Source organism: Frischella sp. Ac48 (assembly GCF_019641635.1).
GTDB lineage: Bacteria > Pseudomonadota > Gammaproteobacteria > Enterobacterales > Orbaceae > Frischella > Frischella japonica.
In genome coordinates, this window is sequence record NZ_JAETXP010000001.1 from 366,036 (window position 1) to 383,803 (window position 17,768).

Here is a 17,768-nt window from a genome sequence, read left to right on the forward strand (position 1 = left end):
TGAGTTTGTTCATTAAGTCAGATTATAAAGTGATCTATAAACATTGAAGATAAGTTAGTAACATTAATCCTATGTTCAGTAAACAAATTTTTGCCTACTGATAAGAACAATCGCATAAAGCAATTTGAAAATCAGTCCTTTGATACATGATCTGCCCGTAACGATATCTCGCCACCAATATATGGTGTTATATGACCATCTTGTTCTAAGAGTAAAGCACCTTGATCATTAATCCCTCGCGCAATCCCTTTAATAATTTTGTCACCAATCAGTAACTTAACAGGGCGCCCAACAAAATTATCTAACAGCATCCATTCATCAATAAATGCATGCAACCCTTGCTGTTCAAAACAGCACATTGCTTCTCGAAGTTGATTTAATAAATTGGCGACTAGTAAATTGCGATCAATATATCCTAGATTAGCCCAAGCTTGATTGACAATATCGTGATCTGGGTTATGCATCATTAAATTAATTCCCGATCCCATCACGACATGTGCAACATCACCGGTTTTACCAGCTAATTCAACTAATATACCCGCTAGCTTTTTATCATTCAGATAAAGATCATTCGGCCACTTAACCTTAATTTCTTGACCTGACAATTGACGCAACACATTAGCAATAACAATTCCAATAACTAAGCTCAGTCCCATCGCTGCTGCAGGGCCCTGCTCAAGGCGCCAGTACATTGAGAAATAAAGATTACTACCAAAAGGTGAGAACCACTGGCGTCCGCGCCGACCTCTACCCGCTTGTTGATATTCAGCTGCACAAGCAAAACCCGATTGCAATTCACCAATTTTGTCTAATAAATACTGATTCGTAGAATCAATTACTGGTAATATTTCAAAATCGAGTGCAGAATGCGAGAAGGTTCTATAATATTGTTCAATTTTATCAATCATTAACAAATCAATAGGATAAGCTAATTGATAACCTTTTCCTTGGGTCGAAGTAATCTCTAATCCCCATTGTTTAATTAACTTAATATACTTATTTATGCCTGCTCGCGTGATGCCAAATTCAATTGCAAGCTCTTCACCAGAATGAAATTCACCATCAGATAATAGGGTAATTAGTTTAAGTGGGTTGGATAAATCACGCATTGTCACTCCGTTTACTTTTTAATAAATTCCATGCCAATAACCAAGCAAAATATAATGAAATTATCATAAAACTGATAAATAAATATTGAATGCCTAACCAATCCATAGCTAATGCAATAACCGCTGGCGCGATCAGACTCCCTAAGGTATTAACTAATAACATGGCTTGATTCATAGCAACAATATCTTGTTTTTTCACCGTTTGGCATGCCCATGCCATTGCAATTGGATAGACCGTATATATCGCAGCACCAAAAAATATCGTGGCTAAAATGGTAAAATGATGGCTAATTAATAATAAACAAGCCACTATAGCGATAAGCATTTCCACCAACAATAGTCGTGCTTTACCAAATTTATCGGCACACCAACCTACGGGAGTTTGTGCTATTACACCGGATATAATCAATAAAATAATCCAATTTGCCACCATTTGATCATTATACCCTAAGTAAGAATAATAAGCCGGTAGTAACGAATAAATTGATCCAATAATCATACCGGCAATCACACAGCCAACTAATCCGAAACGAGCCGGTTTATGTAAAATCATTGGTAACAGATTAAAACTATTTCTTTTCCTATGTGGCAACTTGTAATGCGTCAATAAGATGAAAAAAACAGCTAGCATCATTAATGTCATAATGACTAAGCCAAAATAGAGTATATTTTTGGGGAAATAACGTAACAATGCTTGCCCAAACACCGTACCTAAATAGTAAGTCGTCATATACGCTGCGAGCATTTTACCACGATTATGAATGCTACCGGTGACTAAAATGCAGCTTTCCACTATTACCCAAGTGATTGCACAAGCTATCCCGATAATCAATCGCCAAAATGACCAACTATACACATCCATAGATAGACTTAAACCGAGTGTAGCAACAATAAATAAGCCACATACTGCACTATATGTTTTTTTGGCATTAAATTTGCCGATTAACCAATTTGCTAGCATTGCACCAACTAAGTTACCGATGAAATAACTGGACCCCACAATACCAATTTGCGACATTGAAAAATCATTATGCTTTAACCATAATGGAACTTGAGTATTCAAAGTTGATAAAGAGATAGTGAAAAATACTAGACTTATCAATAAAAGAGGAAAAGAATAGGATCGATGGCCCATGTGTATATCTCTAAAACATAACAATTATCAAAACCCATAATTGTAGGTTCAATATCACTCTTCATTATGGGGTTACAGCATTCTCATTATTAACCAAGTAATTGGTCTGCATCTAATTCAGCCAAAGCACCAATAAAACGAATTTCTGGCGATAAGACCACTGCAAATTTTTGCTGAACATGATTTCTCACTAAACGAGCTAAATCTATCACATCTTGTGACGTAGCTTGATGTTTATTGACTAACACTAAAGCTTGTTTATCATGCACCGCGGCTCCACCCAATTGATACCCTTTCAAACCGCACTGATCAATTAGCCAACCGGCAGCTAACTTAACTTGACCATTCGCTTGTGGATAATATGGCATGTTTGGATAATTTTGTAACATAGCTTGCGCTTGAGCAGTTTCAATCACTGGATTTTTGAAGAAACTACCCCCATTACCTAGCACCTGCGGATCTGGTAATTTGGCCGACCGAATTGCACATACTTTCTCTAAAATCATGTTTGCTGTGACTTGAACGGGATCGAACTGAGTTAACTCTCCATAACTTAATACGGGTTGCCAATCTTTAGCTAACTTAATACCTACATTAACGACCACATAACCATGAAGATACTGTGATTTAAATACACTATCCCGATAACCATATTGACCATCGGTAACACGAATTAATTTGCCGGTCGATAATTCAAGCAGATCAACATAATCAGCAAACTTTTGAAACTCGACACCATAAGCACCAATATTTTGAATCGCTGCCGAACCAACACACCCAGGAATCATCGCTAAATTTTCTAAACCTGGCATAGCCTGTTCAACTGTCATTTTGACAAGATCATGCCAAATCATACCGGCACCAACAGTAACTCGCCAAGCATCTGCATGTTCTTCAATGGTGTAACCTCGAATTCGATTGATAATCACCATACCTGCAAAATTTTCTGTAAATAGAGTATTACTCCCCTGACCTATCACTAAAAAAGGCCAATTTTGCTGTTGCGCAGTTTGATAATGTGCTAAAAGCTGTTCAGTACTGTCAATTGTTACCACAGCTTTAGCATAAACTGGCAAATGAAAAGTATTGGGAATCAGATATTTCATTATTCTGCCCTTTTATTTGTTTTTAAATGCCTCAGCAAACGCATTACCCATGGCACTATTGGTCACTGAAGTCGATTTAACCGGTTTAGATTGCGCTGGTTTGCGTGGCTGATCACTGTTTTTATTTGCTACAGCTTGATCATTTAGTCGCATTGATAAACCAATCCGTTTACGTGCAATATCGACTTCCATTACTTTAACTTTGACAATATCGCCGGTTTTCACCACTGAACGGGGATCCTCAACAAATTGATCCGCTAAAGCAGAAATATGTATTAATCCATCTTGGTGTACACCGATATCGACAAATGCCCCAAAGTTGGTCACGTTAGTCACGGCACCTTCCATAACCATACCAACTTTAAGATCATTTAGGGTTTCCACATTTTCGGTAAATTGGGCGGTTTTAAATTCTGGTCTTGGATCGCGTCCTGGCTTATCAAGCTCTTTAATTATATCGGTTACTGTGGGTACACCAAAGTGCTCATCCGTAAAATCAACCGCTTTTAATGACCGCAACAAAACCGCATCACCCATGACTTCTTTTAAGGGTTTATGCACGGTGGTTAAAATTCTTTCAACCACTGGATATGCTTCTGGATGTACTGCTGAAGCATCAAGCGGATTCTTACCATCCATAATACGTAAAAATCCTGCACACTGTTCAAATGCTTTTGGTCCTAATCGTGCGACTTTTAATAACTGTTTACGATCAGCAAATTGTCCATTATCATTACGATAATCAACAATATTTTGCGCAATCACTTTATTTAAACCAGCAATGCGCGAGAGTAGCATAACTGATGCGGTGTTTAAATTTACTCCAACCGCATTTACCCCGTCTTCAACTACAGCATCTAACTTTTTGGCTAACTGACTTTGACTAACATCATGTTGGTATTGCCCAACCCCAATCGATTTTGGATCGATTTTAACTAGCTCAGCCAGTGGATCTTGTAAGCGACGTGCAATTGATACAGCACCACGTAACGAAACATCAAGATCAGGAAATTCTTGTGCTGCTAATTCTGATGCCGAATATACCGATGCTCCAGCTTCACTCACAATCACCTTTTGAGCTTTAACCTCAGGGTAACGTTTTTGTACATCCAAATAAAACCGTTCTGTTTCGCGTGAAGCGGTACCATTGCCAATTGCCACCAATTCGACCTGATATTTGATACATAATGCAGCTATCACCATAGCCGCTTTATCGGTTTGTCCAGTGTGAGGGTAGATGGTGTCCGTCGCTACTAATTTGCCAGTTTGATCAACCACAGCAATTTTAACGCCGGTACGTAACCCCGGATCCATTCCCATAGTCACTTTCATACCTGCTGGCGCAGCCATTAACATATCATGCAAATTAGCTGCGAACACATTAATCGCTTCCTCTTCCGCTTGTTCACGTAATGTTGTCATTAAATCGGTCTCCATGTGCATTAAAATCTTAATGCGCCATGTCCAACTGATCACTGCTTTACGCCATTTATCAGCAGGTTGATCATTAAAATGGATGTTTAGATGATCAGTTATTATCTGCTCACAATAGCTCTCTTTTGGTGGCTCTTCGGAAAGCGGATCGGCATTTAACGACAGTTGTAAAATGCCTTCGTTACGTCCTCGAAACATAGCTAACGCACGATGCGATGGTACTTTGGCAATGCGCTCATGATGATCAAAATAATCTTGGAATTTCGCACCTTCTTCCGCTTTACCGGTGATTAGTTGCGATACTAAATGCGCGTTATTCCATAAATAGTGGCGAATTTTTGCCAATAATGCAGCATCTTCCGCAAAACGTTCCATTAGAATATAACGTGCCCCATCTAAAGCAGTTTTAGTATCGGTAATCCCTTTATCTGCATCAATATATTGAGAGGCCTCGGTATCGGGATCCAAATTAGGTTGTTGCCATAAACGCTCAGCTAAAGGTGTTAAACCGGCTTCAATCGCGATTTGCCCACGGGTACGACGTTTCGGTTTAAAAGGTAAATACAGATCTTCGAGTTCAGTTTTGTTTAGAGTATTAGTAATAGTTTTTTCCAATTCTGGCGTTAATTTACCTTGCTCAACAATTGATTTAAGAATAGTTTGTTTGCGATCATTTAATTCACGTAAATAACTTAAACGACTATCTAACGTACGCAATTGCGTATCATCGAGTCCACCCGTAACCTCTTTACGGTAACGTGCAATAAAAGGGACAGTACTGCCTTCATCTAATAAAGTAATAGCAGCTAAAACTTGTTCTGGTTTTACGGTCAGTTCACCCGCTATAATATGGCTGATTTGCGTATTTATCATAAATGCATTTCTTAATTGTTCAATTTAATAATATCAATAGGTTATAAAATTACTATGGCAAGCTGTCATTATATAACAAGAGAGGGCTATTTGGCACTCGATCGTGAATTAAAATATCTTTGGAAAGAAGAACGACCAAAAGTCACCCAAGCGGTTTCTGAAGCTGCTGCCATGGGCGATCGCAGTGAAAACGCTGAGTATATATATGGCAAAAGACGCTTACGAGAAATCGATCGCCGTGTCCGCTTTTTATCTAAACGTCTAGACCAACTTACCATTGTTGACCCTAATCCCATGCAAGAAGGCAGAATCTTCTTTGGTGCTTGGGTAACCCTATTGGATGATGAGGGTAATGAAAAAGTATATCGTATCGTCGGGGCTGATGAATTCGACCCGAAAAAAAACTGGATCTCAATTAATAGTCCTGTCGCTCGCAGTCTAATTGGTCACAAAGTTGACGACGAAATCACCGTCATGACACCCAATGGACAAGTTTATTATACTGTATTAGGGATACGTTATTATGAATGAGTGTTATGATATAAATTTTAGTTTCTACTTTTAGATAAGATTTATTTTAATTGATATTAAAGATGTCAGCTTTTATTCATATCGTGCTATACATGTCTGCGTGCCTGTTTAAGGGCATGTAACATTTTATTTGATAATCGATATTTTTCATTTTGCTACCTAGTTAGCCACCAATGCATCTAAGAAAGATGCAGAATAGTGTATCAAGGCAATCCAGTAGTTTTATAGAGAATCCCTGAGGATCACACCAGGCTAAAAATCGAAAATCACTCGACGTAATAAGCGCTGATTTTAATTTAACTACCAACACGGCAGTAAACGATACCGCAATATACAATAAACTTCATTGGCAACAACGGTAAACGGGTATTTTATTTTCAAAACCCTTTTTATCGTTATTATAACCTATTGATTATATTATCTTTTAAATTTCTCTCCTAAAAAGGACAGCATTGCTATTTGAGCTGATTAACCAACTAGATGAACACGTTAATATTATCATGGAACAAAATTTAGTATTTTTAGAACGGGCGACTTTATTTACCAATCAAAAATGATAATAGCCTTACTCGATAAGCAAGTACACCATCGCGATATTATTAAAACAGATTATGAATTTTATCGCTTTAAAAAATGTTGCTAACGTAATGTACTTTTCAACAATATTTGATATGTCGGATATCCGAAATTGTCAGAACACGTAACAAAATAGATTAACGTGATGAATAAAAAACAGTTTATAATTTTGCAACTATTGTCGCATTAAAGCGATTTCCTTCTTGCCCAACAATTAACTGCTTATTTTTAGCCTCATTACAATATTCAGCCGCTAATGCCAAAGAAAGCCAATAATTGTTATTACCAGCAATACCAAATAATCTATCAATATCATAAATGTGCTCCATTAATACTTGTTGCTCGCCATATTTTGCTAATAGATTGACATGATTATCTGGAGATAGCTGATTTAACCATAAAGAGGAAAATAATTCTGTATTATCTGCTTTCCCCCATATTTGCGCATGCTCTAATACATTAGCTAAATCATCACCTTCTTCAGTCCGATGTAATGAAACAAGTTCAATTTTATTCATTGTAATATATTTAATAATGTTTTGATTTTTAATTATATTCCCCCCAAGGCAAATGAGGCTTGTCATCGCCTCTGAATAATAAGGTTTAGGATGTTCAAATAAATGTAGGCTAATACACCAAAGCAATTGATCATCATGCTCATTATTATCTAACCAACTATCCAAAAAAGTAGTACCTTGTCTTGGGTCAATAATTTGCCAACTTGCGAAATTTTCTGTATTTTCAATAATATCATTCCACATTTTCTCTATATTTTCAGATGAAATAGGGACATCAACAAATAAACGCACATGGAAAGGAAAAATCTCAAACGGTGTTGTTGAAAACATAGAAGATGTTGACTTCAAATGGTCAAAAATCAGTTTGATTCTTTCTTCAAACTGGTTTGGAGATATATTGATAGGTAATGGTAATCTTGAATGGAAAATAGGATTACCGCCCTTATATGGAATTCTAGCTTCTAACGCAACCAATTGCTCAGTAAGTTTTACTGCATGCTGCAATACTCCAAATTCAGAATTGATTTCATTATGAATGATATATAATGGGCGCTGTCCATAAGCAATTAGCATTTCCTTGCGTTCTTGACGCAATTTATTACATCTTTCGGTATAGACTTCTTTAAAACCACGAACAAATATCCAACAAAAAACAACTAATAGCCAACTGATGAACGGGAAAATCATACCCCACATTATCACATCTCTGAGTTCTAGTTGTGAATCTAACTGTAACAAGATAACGACAATCAATCCAACTAACATGAAAATAAGTAAAACGATCCCCCAGCCCCACCAAGGAAACGGTTTCTTCAAATGTATTTCATCCGGTAATAATTTAAAATCTATTGCCATTATTTTTTGATACCAAAATTAGATAATGACGAAATTAGTTTACAGCCACATGCTGTTTTATGTCCGTGAAAGGCAATTGGTTTTCCTTGATCATTAAATAAAGGATCACCTTCAATAATCGGGTTAACGCCATGACCTTTATAAGGACAAGTTACCATATCGCCAACCCTAGCAACTCCCTTATTAAAAACAATAAGGGTTGATGATGCTGAGACGACTTTACCTCCATGCGTCGTTGAATCACCAAGTCGAATAACACCTTTCATCTATATGTCCTTGATAAATTAGTTTGAATATTAGTACAGCAGAGAATGTTCAATATCCTCGATCACTTCAGATCTCCAGCAACTAACATTACCATCAACTGGAAAGTGATGATAAATTTTTTACATTTCAATCAACGCTTTTTATTTAAGGATCTCATTAATCGCTAAAGCATTTTTCCATAACACATAACGCTTTTCATCATAAAGTCTCGTTCCATTTTCTCTATCATTAAAAGCTACTTAGCCGGACCATTTCGAAATCATCGGAATAAAATAATAAATCATCATAAGATCCCTGATTATTTTCGTCATCAAAGCTATCTGTAATGTTCAAAACTTTCCCATCAGCCCCCAAATATTGATTTTTTACCGCTCCATTTTGGGATATTTCAATATGGTTTGTTTTAACACCTTGATTGCTAAACTTTTCTATAATACCAAACATATCATCATCCTTATGGCGCATGAATGTTCTAATTGTAGTATGTTCTCCATTTTTTATTATTTGAGATAACGGAACATAATTTCCTTTCTCATATGTCGTTTCTATGATTAAATCAGGCATAACATCACGGTTAAATGTGAATAATTTACTCCCTATTTGCTCATTACCGTTGTATTCGAATTCAGTTATTAGTCGCTGTATATATGTTTTTTGTAATATCGATACAATTTTTCCCATAACCTTTTCAATGCGAATATAGCGCGGTAATTCAACTGCTTGCTCTACACTACTTAATTCACTTAATTTACCCGACTCATCCATTACAAAAAAAGAGAGCCCATTCTCTAATGACTTAAACTGTTCCACAGGTAATGAAATCGGTGATTGTTGCCACTTTTCTTTAATAATTTTTTTATATTGATAATTATCACTAATCTCAACTTTGATTAATTCGCTGTATTCTGTTTGTGGAGTTTGATTTTCTGCTTCAATTAATGTTAACGGCATTTGGTGCGGGAAATTTTTATAACGTTCATCTAAGAATGCAGGAAAAGGTAATTTATGATAATAAACTTGCTTTGGTTTAATTCCTAAAAATTTCGCTCGGTTTATCGCTTCAAGGTCCCATATTGTCATATCTGATTCAAAAACACGTTTAAACAATGCTCTTGTCAACGTACCATCACTTTTTTCGATATCCATTATAAGTGTATTATAAGGCACGGATTCATCTAAATCTTTTTGAAAGTCAAATATATCCGCTGGTCTTTGCTGGGTGATTTCAATTATCTCCCCTTTTTCATTTAGGCGTTTGTTTTCTGGAAGATGTGATTTTTCATAATAAGTTACATGATTAGTCTTAATCCCTTTAGCATCAAAATACTCCTCAATCCTTTCAATACCATCTTGCCTGATATAAGAGTAGATAACCGTGTTACCTGTGTTAATATTTTTTTCTGCCCCTTTTACTCTTCTTCCTGCTTCATCAAAAAACACCTCATCAAAATAAATAACCTGATGATGATTATCATACATTTCCAATATAGCGCGTTTTATATTGTTATTAGCCCAATAATCATAAGTATAATGCGTAATTGAACGTAAAGGTCTTTTTTGAATACTCACAACCATGCCATTTTTTTTCTCAACTCGCACATAACAAGGTAACTCAAATACCTCGGCAAAAGTGTCTTTTTTTATTAATTGATTATGCTCATTAAAAATATAAAAATAGACTCCATCATCAAGTAACTGAAAAAGATCTGTTGGATATAATATTTCGATAATATTTCGATCTCGTTCTAATACATCACTATATTGGTAATTTTCATTCAATGTTATCTCAGAAATATTTTGAATGGCTAAAGAGTGCATATCTGGCTTGGATTCTAAAGCTGTTAATGATGAAAATAGATTTTTTTGAGGATAACTGTCATCTTTATTAATAAAATTATTAAAATCATATTGAAAATAGATTTTGTTGGGTTCGATTGCTTGTTCCTTTAAACGTTTGATAATTTCTGTTGTGTTATTCACTGTTAGCTCCGCAAAAATAGATTGTGCATTGGATATCCAGACTAAACACACCAACAAGCACGTTTTTATAATATTATTCATAGATTTCATACTATTATATATTGTCATAATGTTAATATTATCCCGATTTAGTCAGATTCGACATATCCGATAATTTTTGGATCAAAATTTTTCTTTTAGCAAATTTTTCATCTTTAATTTGCTTTTTTCTATCCAAAGATTTTTTATAATCTTCGAAATGTTTATCATACCGCTTTCCGATACAATCAGGATCGGCTAATTGACAGTGAGCCAATAATAAAAACAAAAAAGTATGGCAGTTGGTTTCATCATATCCATCACCATTCCAGCTCCACTCATCTTTAAAATCCTTTGCAAACTTTCTAATATCATTGATGATTGCTAATTCAGTCCTTGAATCATTTGACAATATATAAGGATGAGTCGTAAAATCAATTTTCTCCGGATGCAGTCGACCATTCTGGTGCGGATCAAATGGTCGGCTTGATAGTTCGTTATTTTGTTTCTTTCTTCCTGCTTCACGATCACGTTGATAGGTCAAATCAAGTTTTTTATCTTTCGCTTTCCTGATCTCACAATCACCATTTAAATAGCCCTTTGCTGATATCCATCTTTTGGAGTTAAATGTATTTTCTACATGAAATGCACCACTATCAGGATACCAACCATAACTTTCTCGAAAACCATTAGCTTTAGTGCATGCTTTTATTGGTAGAGAAGTGATATTTGCTTCGGTTAACTTATTTTTTCTTGCTTGTTTCATGAAATCATCCGTTTCATCTTCATCGCGATGAATAATCTCAATCCAATAATGGCCAGCCACCAGACCTTTTTTGGGAATTCTTCGTATGATAATATTCTTTAATTTTCTAATTTGAGCTTTGACAACTTGTGGCTCTACTATTTGGCGATTAGCCGTATTCTCAAATTGAGCTTTTGTTTGACCCACTGCATCTATCCATCCCTGCGGTATTTGCCATGATTCCCAACCCATTTTTTATCCTTAATTATCCTATATACACAGTATAACCGTAAATTATCGTTTTATAACAATTCGTTATCTGATTTATATCTAAATACAACCTCTTCTTCCTCATAGCCCGTACTAACTATCTCAGTTCTACCATCTGCATCAGTTTTTCCTTCAGCAAGGACGTGGTTATCTTTATTTAAAATCTGATATTCTCGATTAATAATTGGATTATTCGACCCCTCTTCCAGTAAAACAAATTGTTTAACACAAGGAGGTAGTGGTTGCTGTTTTGGAAAAGAATATAAGGTTGGCTGCATTGACTTAGGACCAGAAAATGGAAAACCTTGCGCACCATGCTTTACCATACCTGGCGCATAAAGTTCAATATTGCCATCAGCAATGCGAATATAAGCACCACCACATGCGATAGTAATTTCTTTGTTAGCATTGATATCGATTTTATCTTGATTACTAACAATCTTAAGAGACTTATCTGCAATCACTTCAATATCACCATTATGTGCTTGTAACTGTATCTTACTTTCACCACTAAAAAGTTTGATATCTTGTTTAGCAAACACTGAATATAGATTCCCAGCACTCACATTCATGGAGTTATTTGCAGCAATATTGGTATCTTGTTTGCTTGTTAATAAGATATTCTGCTCGGCATATTGATAGATGTTATCAGGTGTTACCGTAGCGATACCTTTGGGACTAGATATAACCATACTGGGTTCAGTAAAAGATAAATTTGTTGGATCCGATGCGGTGTAATTGACAAATGTAGAGAAACTCTTTACCCCTTTCAACTCACCTGCTAAATGACTTTCAGAGCGCTTTGATTGCCGATAAGAGACACTAACACCCGTATTAAGCAAGGTAATTGTTTCATCTGCATCTAGTGTTTTTTTGTTAACACCTGTTTTTTCTGCTCTTTTATATGAGCTAATATATAGCCCTTTACCAGCACGAATAGCACCATATTCATCTGTTCGCAGCTCAAATCCTTCACCACGCTGTTTCTTCTTATCATCAACTAAGTGTCCTAAATTCAGCTGTGTTTTACCATATTCGGTCGCAAGTTTAATATGTTCCTGTCCACGCTGATCATCCATCCGCAATTTATTGTTAGCCGGCGTTCTAATGACATTGCGGTGTTTGTTTGCGGTTGTAACATGGTTAGGATGATTAATGTCATGCATAGCATGTGAAATATACGGCCTATCAGGATTGCCATCCATAAAAGCAATAGCCACTTCGGTTCCATCAATTAACGGAAAGTGAAAGCCATAAGTCTCACCGGCATAGGGCGTTGCAAGACGGACCCATAAACTCTCTTCACCATTTCGCCAATGGGTTAAGTCAAAATTAAATTTAACGCGGTAACGCCCTTGAGTGTCTATATAACCATAAGTATCATGGTCAGGACTCGTTATTCTAGCTGAAACCGTGCCGGATACACAAGGCCAACGAATAGAGTTCGGTCTGTAGGGTTTTAATACATCAAAAGGTATTGCAGTAAACCTTGCTTCATAGTTATTTGCTCTATCACCTTGCCCTTCAACACTTAGAATAATAAAGCCTTCTGTAAAAGTTTTCGCTAAAGGATGACCATCAATATAAATATGTTGACCAGTCGATAAATGATATTCATTTGTTTTACCAATAATAATAACTTGTTCGCTAAGCTTTGCCTGATGACGGATTTTGGCATACCATGCACCACTTTCAACAAGATCGATATTACCACTTTCTCTGTAGTGCTCACCATAAAGATAATCTATGCCGTGTGTTGTCGCATCTTTTTGCTGCGTATTTATTTCACTCTGCATATTATTACTTGCCTGACGATAATTATAGTCGTTAACTTTAACAGATGATTCAACAGTTTTACTTTGTAACATCACATCCCATATAGAGTAACGACCACCATCAAGTGTACCACTTGGCGCTTGATAAATTATTGCCCCAGCATCATGATAACCTTGTTCATAGTCGCTCATAACCAGAACATCACAATGATGTTTTTCATGACTTTCAAATCGAAACCAAATCCCAACATCAGCTAAAATACGCTGAATAAAAGCAAGATCACTCTCTTCCCATTGGGTAATTAACTCTCTAGCAGGATAATCGTCATTGAGTTCAAGTCGATAATCGATACCTGTCCAACCATGTTTACGAAGTACACTCTCAACAACATTCACCACACTTTGATTTTGATAAATCGCACTATAATGATGTAGCCCGAGTAAAGATAAACGAGATTTAAGCATGACAACATAACGTACCTCATCGTTACTGATAGATAACTGACAAAACTCAGTAATAATCCCATATAGCGTTCTGTGCTGAGCAGGTTTATTAAGTGAACTAAGATGAGAAATGATTGCTGAAAGTGACGGAGGATGAAAAGATAAACTTGCTCGGCGACTGAGGATGGAATCAACGGTTATTGATTTATTAGGTGAGGTAAAAGTGATTTCATAATACCAAGGTTCATTCAGCCTTTCATATCCTCGAATAGTTACAATGGAAATTGGTGCAGTTAATTCTGGAATAAACAAGGTATATTGATTTGAACCGGCTAATTTATCAAGTAAATTGACACTTTCATCAATGTGGTTATTTCCCATCTGATTTACCCTTTATTATTATTCTTTCTAATATATTTTATGTTGATGTTACATAAAATATATTATCTGAATAATATACACACAAAAGATAAAAGTAAATCAATTTTCATAGTTAACTTGTAAGCAAGTATTTATTTTACACCAACCTACTACACTGTATCTTTGTTACATCACCACTTAATCCTTACCAAGAAAAAGTAAATATTAAACATAATATATTTTATTTAACTTAATACAGTCAAAGTGGTCTTGAATTTTAGAAAAATAGATCATATTCAATCTAACGCTATAAATAAAATTAAGAAGTTTCTCAAAATTTTCTTTAGCATTATTGTTTATAACAGTGTTATGAATATTTTAAGACTAGTCAAAAAGGCTATATATATTTTTTAATAAAAGATCTTGCATTAGCTAAGTTCAAAAACCACAGAAACCCGAAATTAATTATATGTGCTTTCACGCTATGTAAATAGACAGATTTGATCAAAAAAGATGGTTTTCTACCATAATTGGTACTACTTGCTTTAATTACGCATCTCTGATTAAGTAATTTATCGTCTTTAATGAAAATAGCCGAAAAAGGTAAAGTGAGAATAATAGGTCATAATTATTTGATTTTAATTAAAGGAATGGTGGGGTGTGAGGGGATCGGATTATTAAATTAACCAATTGATTTAAATTCATATTCTTAAATTTATGTTTTCCCGTATAACATATCATATAACATAAAATCGTTTTAATATATTAAAATCATTATCAAATTATTAGTAATATTCACCAATGACTAACTGAAAGATTAAAAGAAAAGTTTATTTTTGCGATTTTACAGCACTAACAACACTAACAAAATTTATATAAAATAATCAATAAATTAACCTCGTGTTATTATAGTGTTATATGTTATTAATAACATGGTAGTATTTAATAAATTTTTATAAATCAAAAGGTGATAAAATGAAAAAAATAGGAATAACTAAATTTTGTGAATTAATGGTTGAAAGTGCAAACAATGCAACTCCTTTTATTTTATTTACTGTTGCTAGTATAGTCTTATACGATAAAAAACCAATTTATGATACTGCGATTACTCTCATTGGGACTAATATTTTTCTATGGTGTGTATGGTCGGTGCCAACTATAAAAAAAATAATACTAGAAGATGACGATAAAATAACTAGGGCAGTTGTTTTTATTAGTATTTTATCTATAATTTTTTTGGCGCTAATAGCAACGATATCATTATCATAACTCAATCCCTTTAAATTCGTCTAACGCTTGTTTTTGTTCATCCGATAGGTTGATATCGACCTCGCCGTACTCAAGCAAGTAAGTACCGAATGACATTAGGAAAGCGACCGCAGGATCAATCTTGTTGGCTGCTTTCTTTTTATTGGGCTTAATGTTGGCATTGGCATCGGTTTCCATAACTACATTCCCAACCGCCCAAGAAAGAACAGGATCGCCATTGTGATTAATGCGTTTACGGCTGATAAAAACCTCGGCAGTTTTTGACGTTGGGCTATAACGTGCATAAGTTTGTGGGAACGGCTCAACGTCTAAGCCAATATTTTGTAATTGGGTTCTTAATTGCGTGGCGTTCCATACATCAAAACCAATCAGCTTAATATTAAACTGTTCACTGTCTTTTAAAATATCATCCCGTATTTGGTCATAATCGATACAGTCACCTTTAGTAACCCGTATCCATCCTTGATTAACCCATTTACGGTACATTTCCCTATTTTTGTTGGCCACGTTAGTAATTTGAAATTCAGGAATGTAATGCCGTGTTAATAATCTAACCTCTGTTTCAAACGGAAATGAATAACAGACGCTAGTAATATCACTGGTGGATGATAAATCTAATCCGGCATAGCAATCTAAGCCTTTTAAATCATCTTCGATATAATCCGCCTTACATTCTGCCCAACTTCCTATATTCACCCAAGGTGTGGCTCCATTACACCAAATATTAAAACGTTTAGTGAGCATTTCAACCCACTGGGAGGGTATACCTCTTGCTTTCTTAATGGTGTCCTCTAATGCTACCCTATCGACCGAAATATCAAGATTAGGATTGGCTTTAATCCATAAATCAGGGTTATCAATCTCATTTTCGTCGTCCAGTTCGTAAATAAGCACTAATTGCGATTCGTTAACTTCATCACCCTCTAGAATCTGGCAACAATAATCATAATGCTGTTTACACGCTGATATTGTGTTACTACCTGCGGTAGTGATAGCAAATAAAATGCCCTCAGGTCTTGCTCCCATACCAAGCTCAAGGGCTGAATATACGCTGTTATCGGGGTGTAAATGGTATTCATCTACAATGGATAAACTAGGGTTAGTCCCCTCAATAGTCGCTGCTTTTGATGCTAAAGGTCGTAATAGGCTATTTTGCTTAGGGTTGATCACTTTATGCTGTTGAATAGTGACCCTTTTCTTTATTGGCTTGCTAAGTATTGCCATTTGCCTAGCATCATCAAATACGATTCGGGCTCGGTCACGACTAACGGCTGCAGTATAGATATCTTGTTGCCCTTTCTCCATCACTAAAAACCAGTTAGCCAGTATTGCCGCTGTTGTTGATTTAGCGTTCTTTCTCGGTACTTGTACATAGGCACTACGATACTTTCTAAGTCCAGTTTTAACGTGCTTAAATCCTAGCAAATTGGCGAATAAAAATTGTTGCCAAGGCTCAAGCTCAATAGGTTTAGCTCTTAGATGGCCTTTAACGTGAGGACAGACTTTTGAGAATGAAACAAACTTACTGACTACCTCACTATCAAAATAATAATTAGGGTTGTCTAAATCAATAAAATAGCGGTTAATTGCTTGTTTTAAGCGTTTACAAGCAGGAATATCCCCATTTTTAACAGATAACGCGTAATTATGCCAAGCGGTCAAGCTCGTCTTCCTCTTCGGCTTCTACAGGATTTTTTCGACGGCTTACTGGATCAAATCCAAGAAGTGAAGCCATTTTAATCATAATTTTTTCAGCTTCTGACTTAGCACTTAATGCAGGATTACGGCTTTCTGTGCCTTGTGAATTAACGATTGAAAAACCACGTTTAGCAATGTCTTCCATAGCTTTGCGATACATTGAATAATTAACGCAATATAATTCTAAGTTAGTCCAATCGGCCGGCTGAATATCATCACGCTGTGCTAGGTAGTCGGCTCTAAGTTTCCATTGCTCTTTGGCTAATTTATCTAAGTATTTTGGTGCTTTCATTTATTTGTTTTTCCTCTACTTTCTAAAAAATCACCGTGCGTAAAAATTTGAGGAGGGGGGTGGTCTTTTAGCTTTTTGAATTTCTTTGAACATTCCCCCCTACCCACTCATCATATCTGAGGACTGCTATCAGTTGTCTTTATTATGAAGATGACCCAAATCCTCGTTTATCGATTACTCTTGTCTTATAGCTATGACAATCACGGCATAATGGTTGATGATTACTTGCTTGCCAAAAGAAAGGATCTCTTTGCCCATGCTCAACCGGTTTAATATGATCTATCACGGTAGCAGGAGTTAGTAATCCGTTATCCTTACACATCTTGCATAATGGGTTATGCTTGAGATACTCAGCTCGATATATTTGCCATCTGTGGTTATATCCTCTCTGTGCTGCGGTTCCTCTTGCCTTATCCTGTTCTTTACCTGCTCTATGCTCGTTACATCGTCCCGATTTAACACGGTTACGACAGTTAGGATATGAGCAACGTCTTAAAGGCTGTACTGGCATTA

14 protein-coding genes are annotated in these 17,768 nt (G+C 35.8%); 2 read left to right on the top strand and 12 right to left on the bottom strand.

Going from position 1 to position 17,768, the window contains the following annotated elements:
* Positions 1-131: 131 nt before the first annotated feature.
* From birA to JMI89_RS01730, 4 genes are all read right to left on the bottom strand, one after another.
* On the bottom strand, positions 132-1,109 hold the full coding sequence (gene birA / locus JMI89_RS01715) for a bifunctional biotin--[acetyl-CoA-carboxylase] ligase/biotin operon repressor BirA (RefSeq protein WP_220679161.1): 978 nt from the start codon (positions 1,107-1,109) through the stop codon (positions 132-134).
* Positions 1,102-2,244, bottom strand: a complete 1,143-nt coding sequence (locus JMI89_RS01720; RefSeq protein WP_220679162.1) for an MFS transporter — start codon at positions 2,242-2,244, stop codon at positions 1,102-1,104. Before JMI89_RS01720 ends, birA begins: the two co-directional genes overlap by 8 nt.
* Positions 2,245-2,333: 89 nt before the next feature.
* Positions 2,334-3,350: a UDP-N-acetylmuramate dehydrogenase gene (gene murB, locus JMI89_RS01725; protein WP_187754895.1), complete on the bottom strand. Its 1,017-nt coding sequence runs from the start codon at positions 3,348-3,350 to the stop codon at positions 2,334-2,336.
* Between the two features lie 12 nt (positions 3,351-3,362).
* The gene (locus tag JMI89_RS01730) at positions 3,363-5,657 is read right to left on the bottom strand and encodes a Tex family protein (protein WP_220679163.1); all 2,295 of its coding nucleotides are present in this window, start codon (positions 5,655-5,657) and stop codon (positions 3,363-3,365) included.
* A 54-nt stretch (positions 5,658-5,711) separates the two neighbouring features.
* On the opposite strand from JMI89_RS01730, the gene greB reads away from it, so the two are divergent.
* Complete coding sequence (greB, locus tag JMI89_RS01735) at positions 5,712-6,188, top strand: transcription elongation factor GreB (protein WP_220679164.1); 477 nt, start codon at positions 5,712-5,714, stop codon at positions 6,186-6,188.
* A gap of 737 nt (positions 6,189-6,925) precedes the next feature.
* On the opposite strand, the gene JMI89_RS01740 is transcribed toward greB, so the two are convergent.
* From JMI89_RS01740 to JMI89_RS01760, 5 genes are all read right to left on the bottom strand, one after another.
* Positions 6,926-8,137: a hypothetical protein gene (locus tag JMI89_RS01740; RefSeq protein ID WP_220679165.1), complete on the bottom strand. Its 1,212-nt coding sequence runs from the start codon at positions 8,135-8,137 to the stop codon at positions 6,926-6,928.
* Complete coding sequence (locus JMI89_RS01745; protein WP_220679166.1) at positions 8,137-8,403, bottom strand: PAAR domain-containing protein; 267 nt, start codon at positions 8,401-8,403, stop codon at positions 8,137-8,139. Before JMI89_RS01745 ends, JMI89_RS01740 begins: the two co-directional genes overlap by 1 nt.
* Before the next feature lie 229 nt (positions 8,404-8,632).
* A complete protein-coding gene (locus tag JMI89_RS01750; protein WP_220679167.1) occupies positions 8,633-10,465 on the bottom strand; it encodes a hypothetical protein in 1,833 nt (610 codons plus the stop codon).
* A gap of 37 nt (positions 10,466-10,502) precedes the next feature.
* A complete protein-coding gene (locus tag JMI89_RS01755) occupies positions 10,503-11,399 on the bottom strand; it encodes a hypothetical protein (RefSeq protein ID WP_187754889.1) in 897 nt (298 codons plus the stop codon).
* A gap of 50 nt (positions 11,400-11,449) precedes the next feature.
* Positions 11,450-14,017 (bottom strand): type VI secretion system Vgr family protein, encoded by a 2,568-nt coding sequence (locus tag JMI89_RS01760; protein WP_220679168.1) that lies wholly within the window; start codon positions 14,015-14,017, stop codon positions 11,450-11,452.
* A 954-nt stretch (positions 14,018-14,971) separates the two neighbouring features.
* Between JMI89_RS01760 and JMI89_RS01765 the strand changes: the two genes are divergently transcribed.
* Positions 14,972-15,265, top strand: a complete 294-nt coding sequence (locus tag JMI89_RS01765; protein WP_220679169.1) for a hypothetical protein — start codon at positions 14,972-14,974, stop codon at positions 15,263-15,265.
* Here JMI89_RS01765 and JMI89_RS01770 read toward each other — a convergent pair.
* The 3 genes from JMI89_RS01770 to JMI89_RS01780 form a co-directional block, all read right to left on the bottom strand.
* Positions 15,260-16,927: a terminase large subunit gene (locus tag JMI89_RS01770; protein WP_220679170.1), complete on the bottom strand. Its 1,668-nt coding sequence runs from the start codon at positions 16,925-16,927 to the stop codon at positions 15,260-15,262. The two genes, JMI89_RS01765 and JMI89_RS01770, sit on opposite strands and share 6 nt — an antisense overlap.
* Positions 16,911-17,255: a phage terminase small subunit P27 family gene (locus JMI89_RS01775; RefSeq protein WP_065798208.1), complete on the bottom strand. Its 345-nt coding sequence runs from the start codon at positions 17,253-17,255 to the stop codon at positions 16,911-16,913. The genes JMI89_RS01770 and JMI89_RS01775 overlap by 17 nt, the downstream gene beginning before the upstream one ends.
* 142 nt (positions 17,256-17,397) lie before the next feature.
* A complete protein-coding gene (locus JMI89_RS01780; protein WP_220679171.1) occupies positions 17,398-17,766 on the bottom strand; it encodes an HNH endonuclease signature motif containing protein in 369 nt (122 codons plus the stop codon).
* Positions 17,767-17,768: the final 2 nt, after the last annotated feature.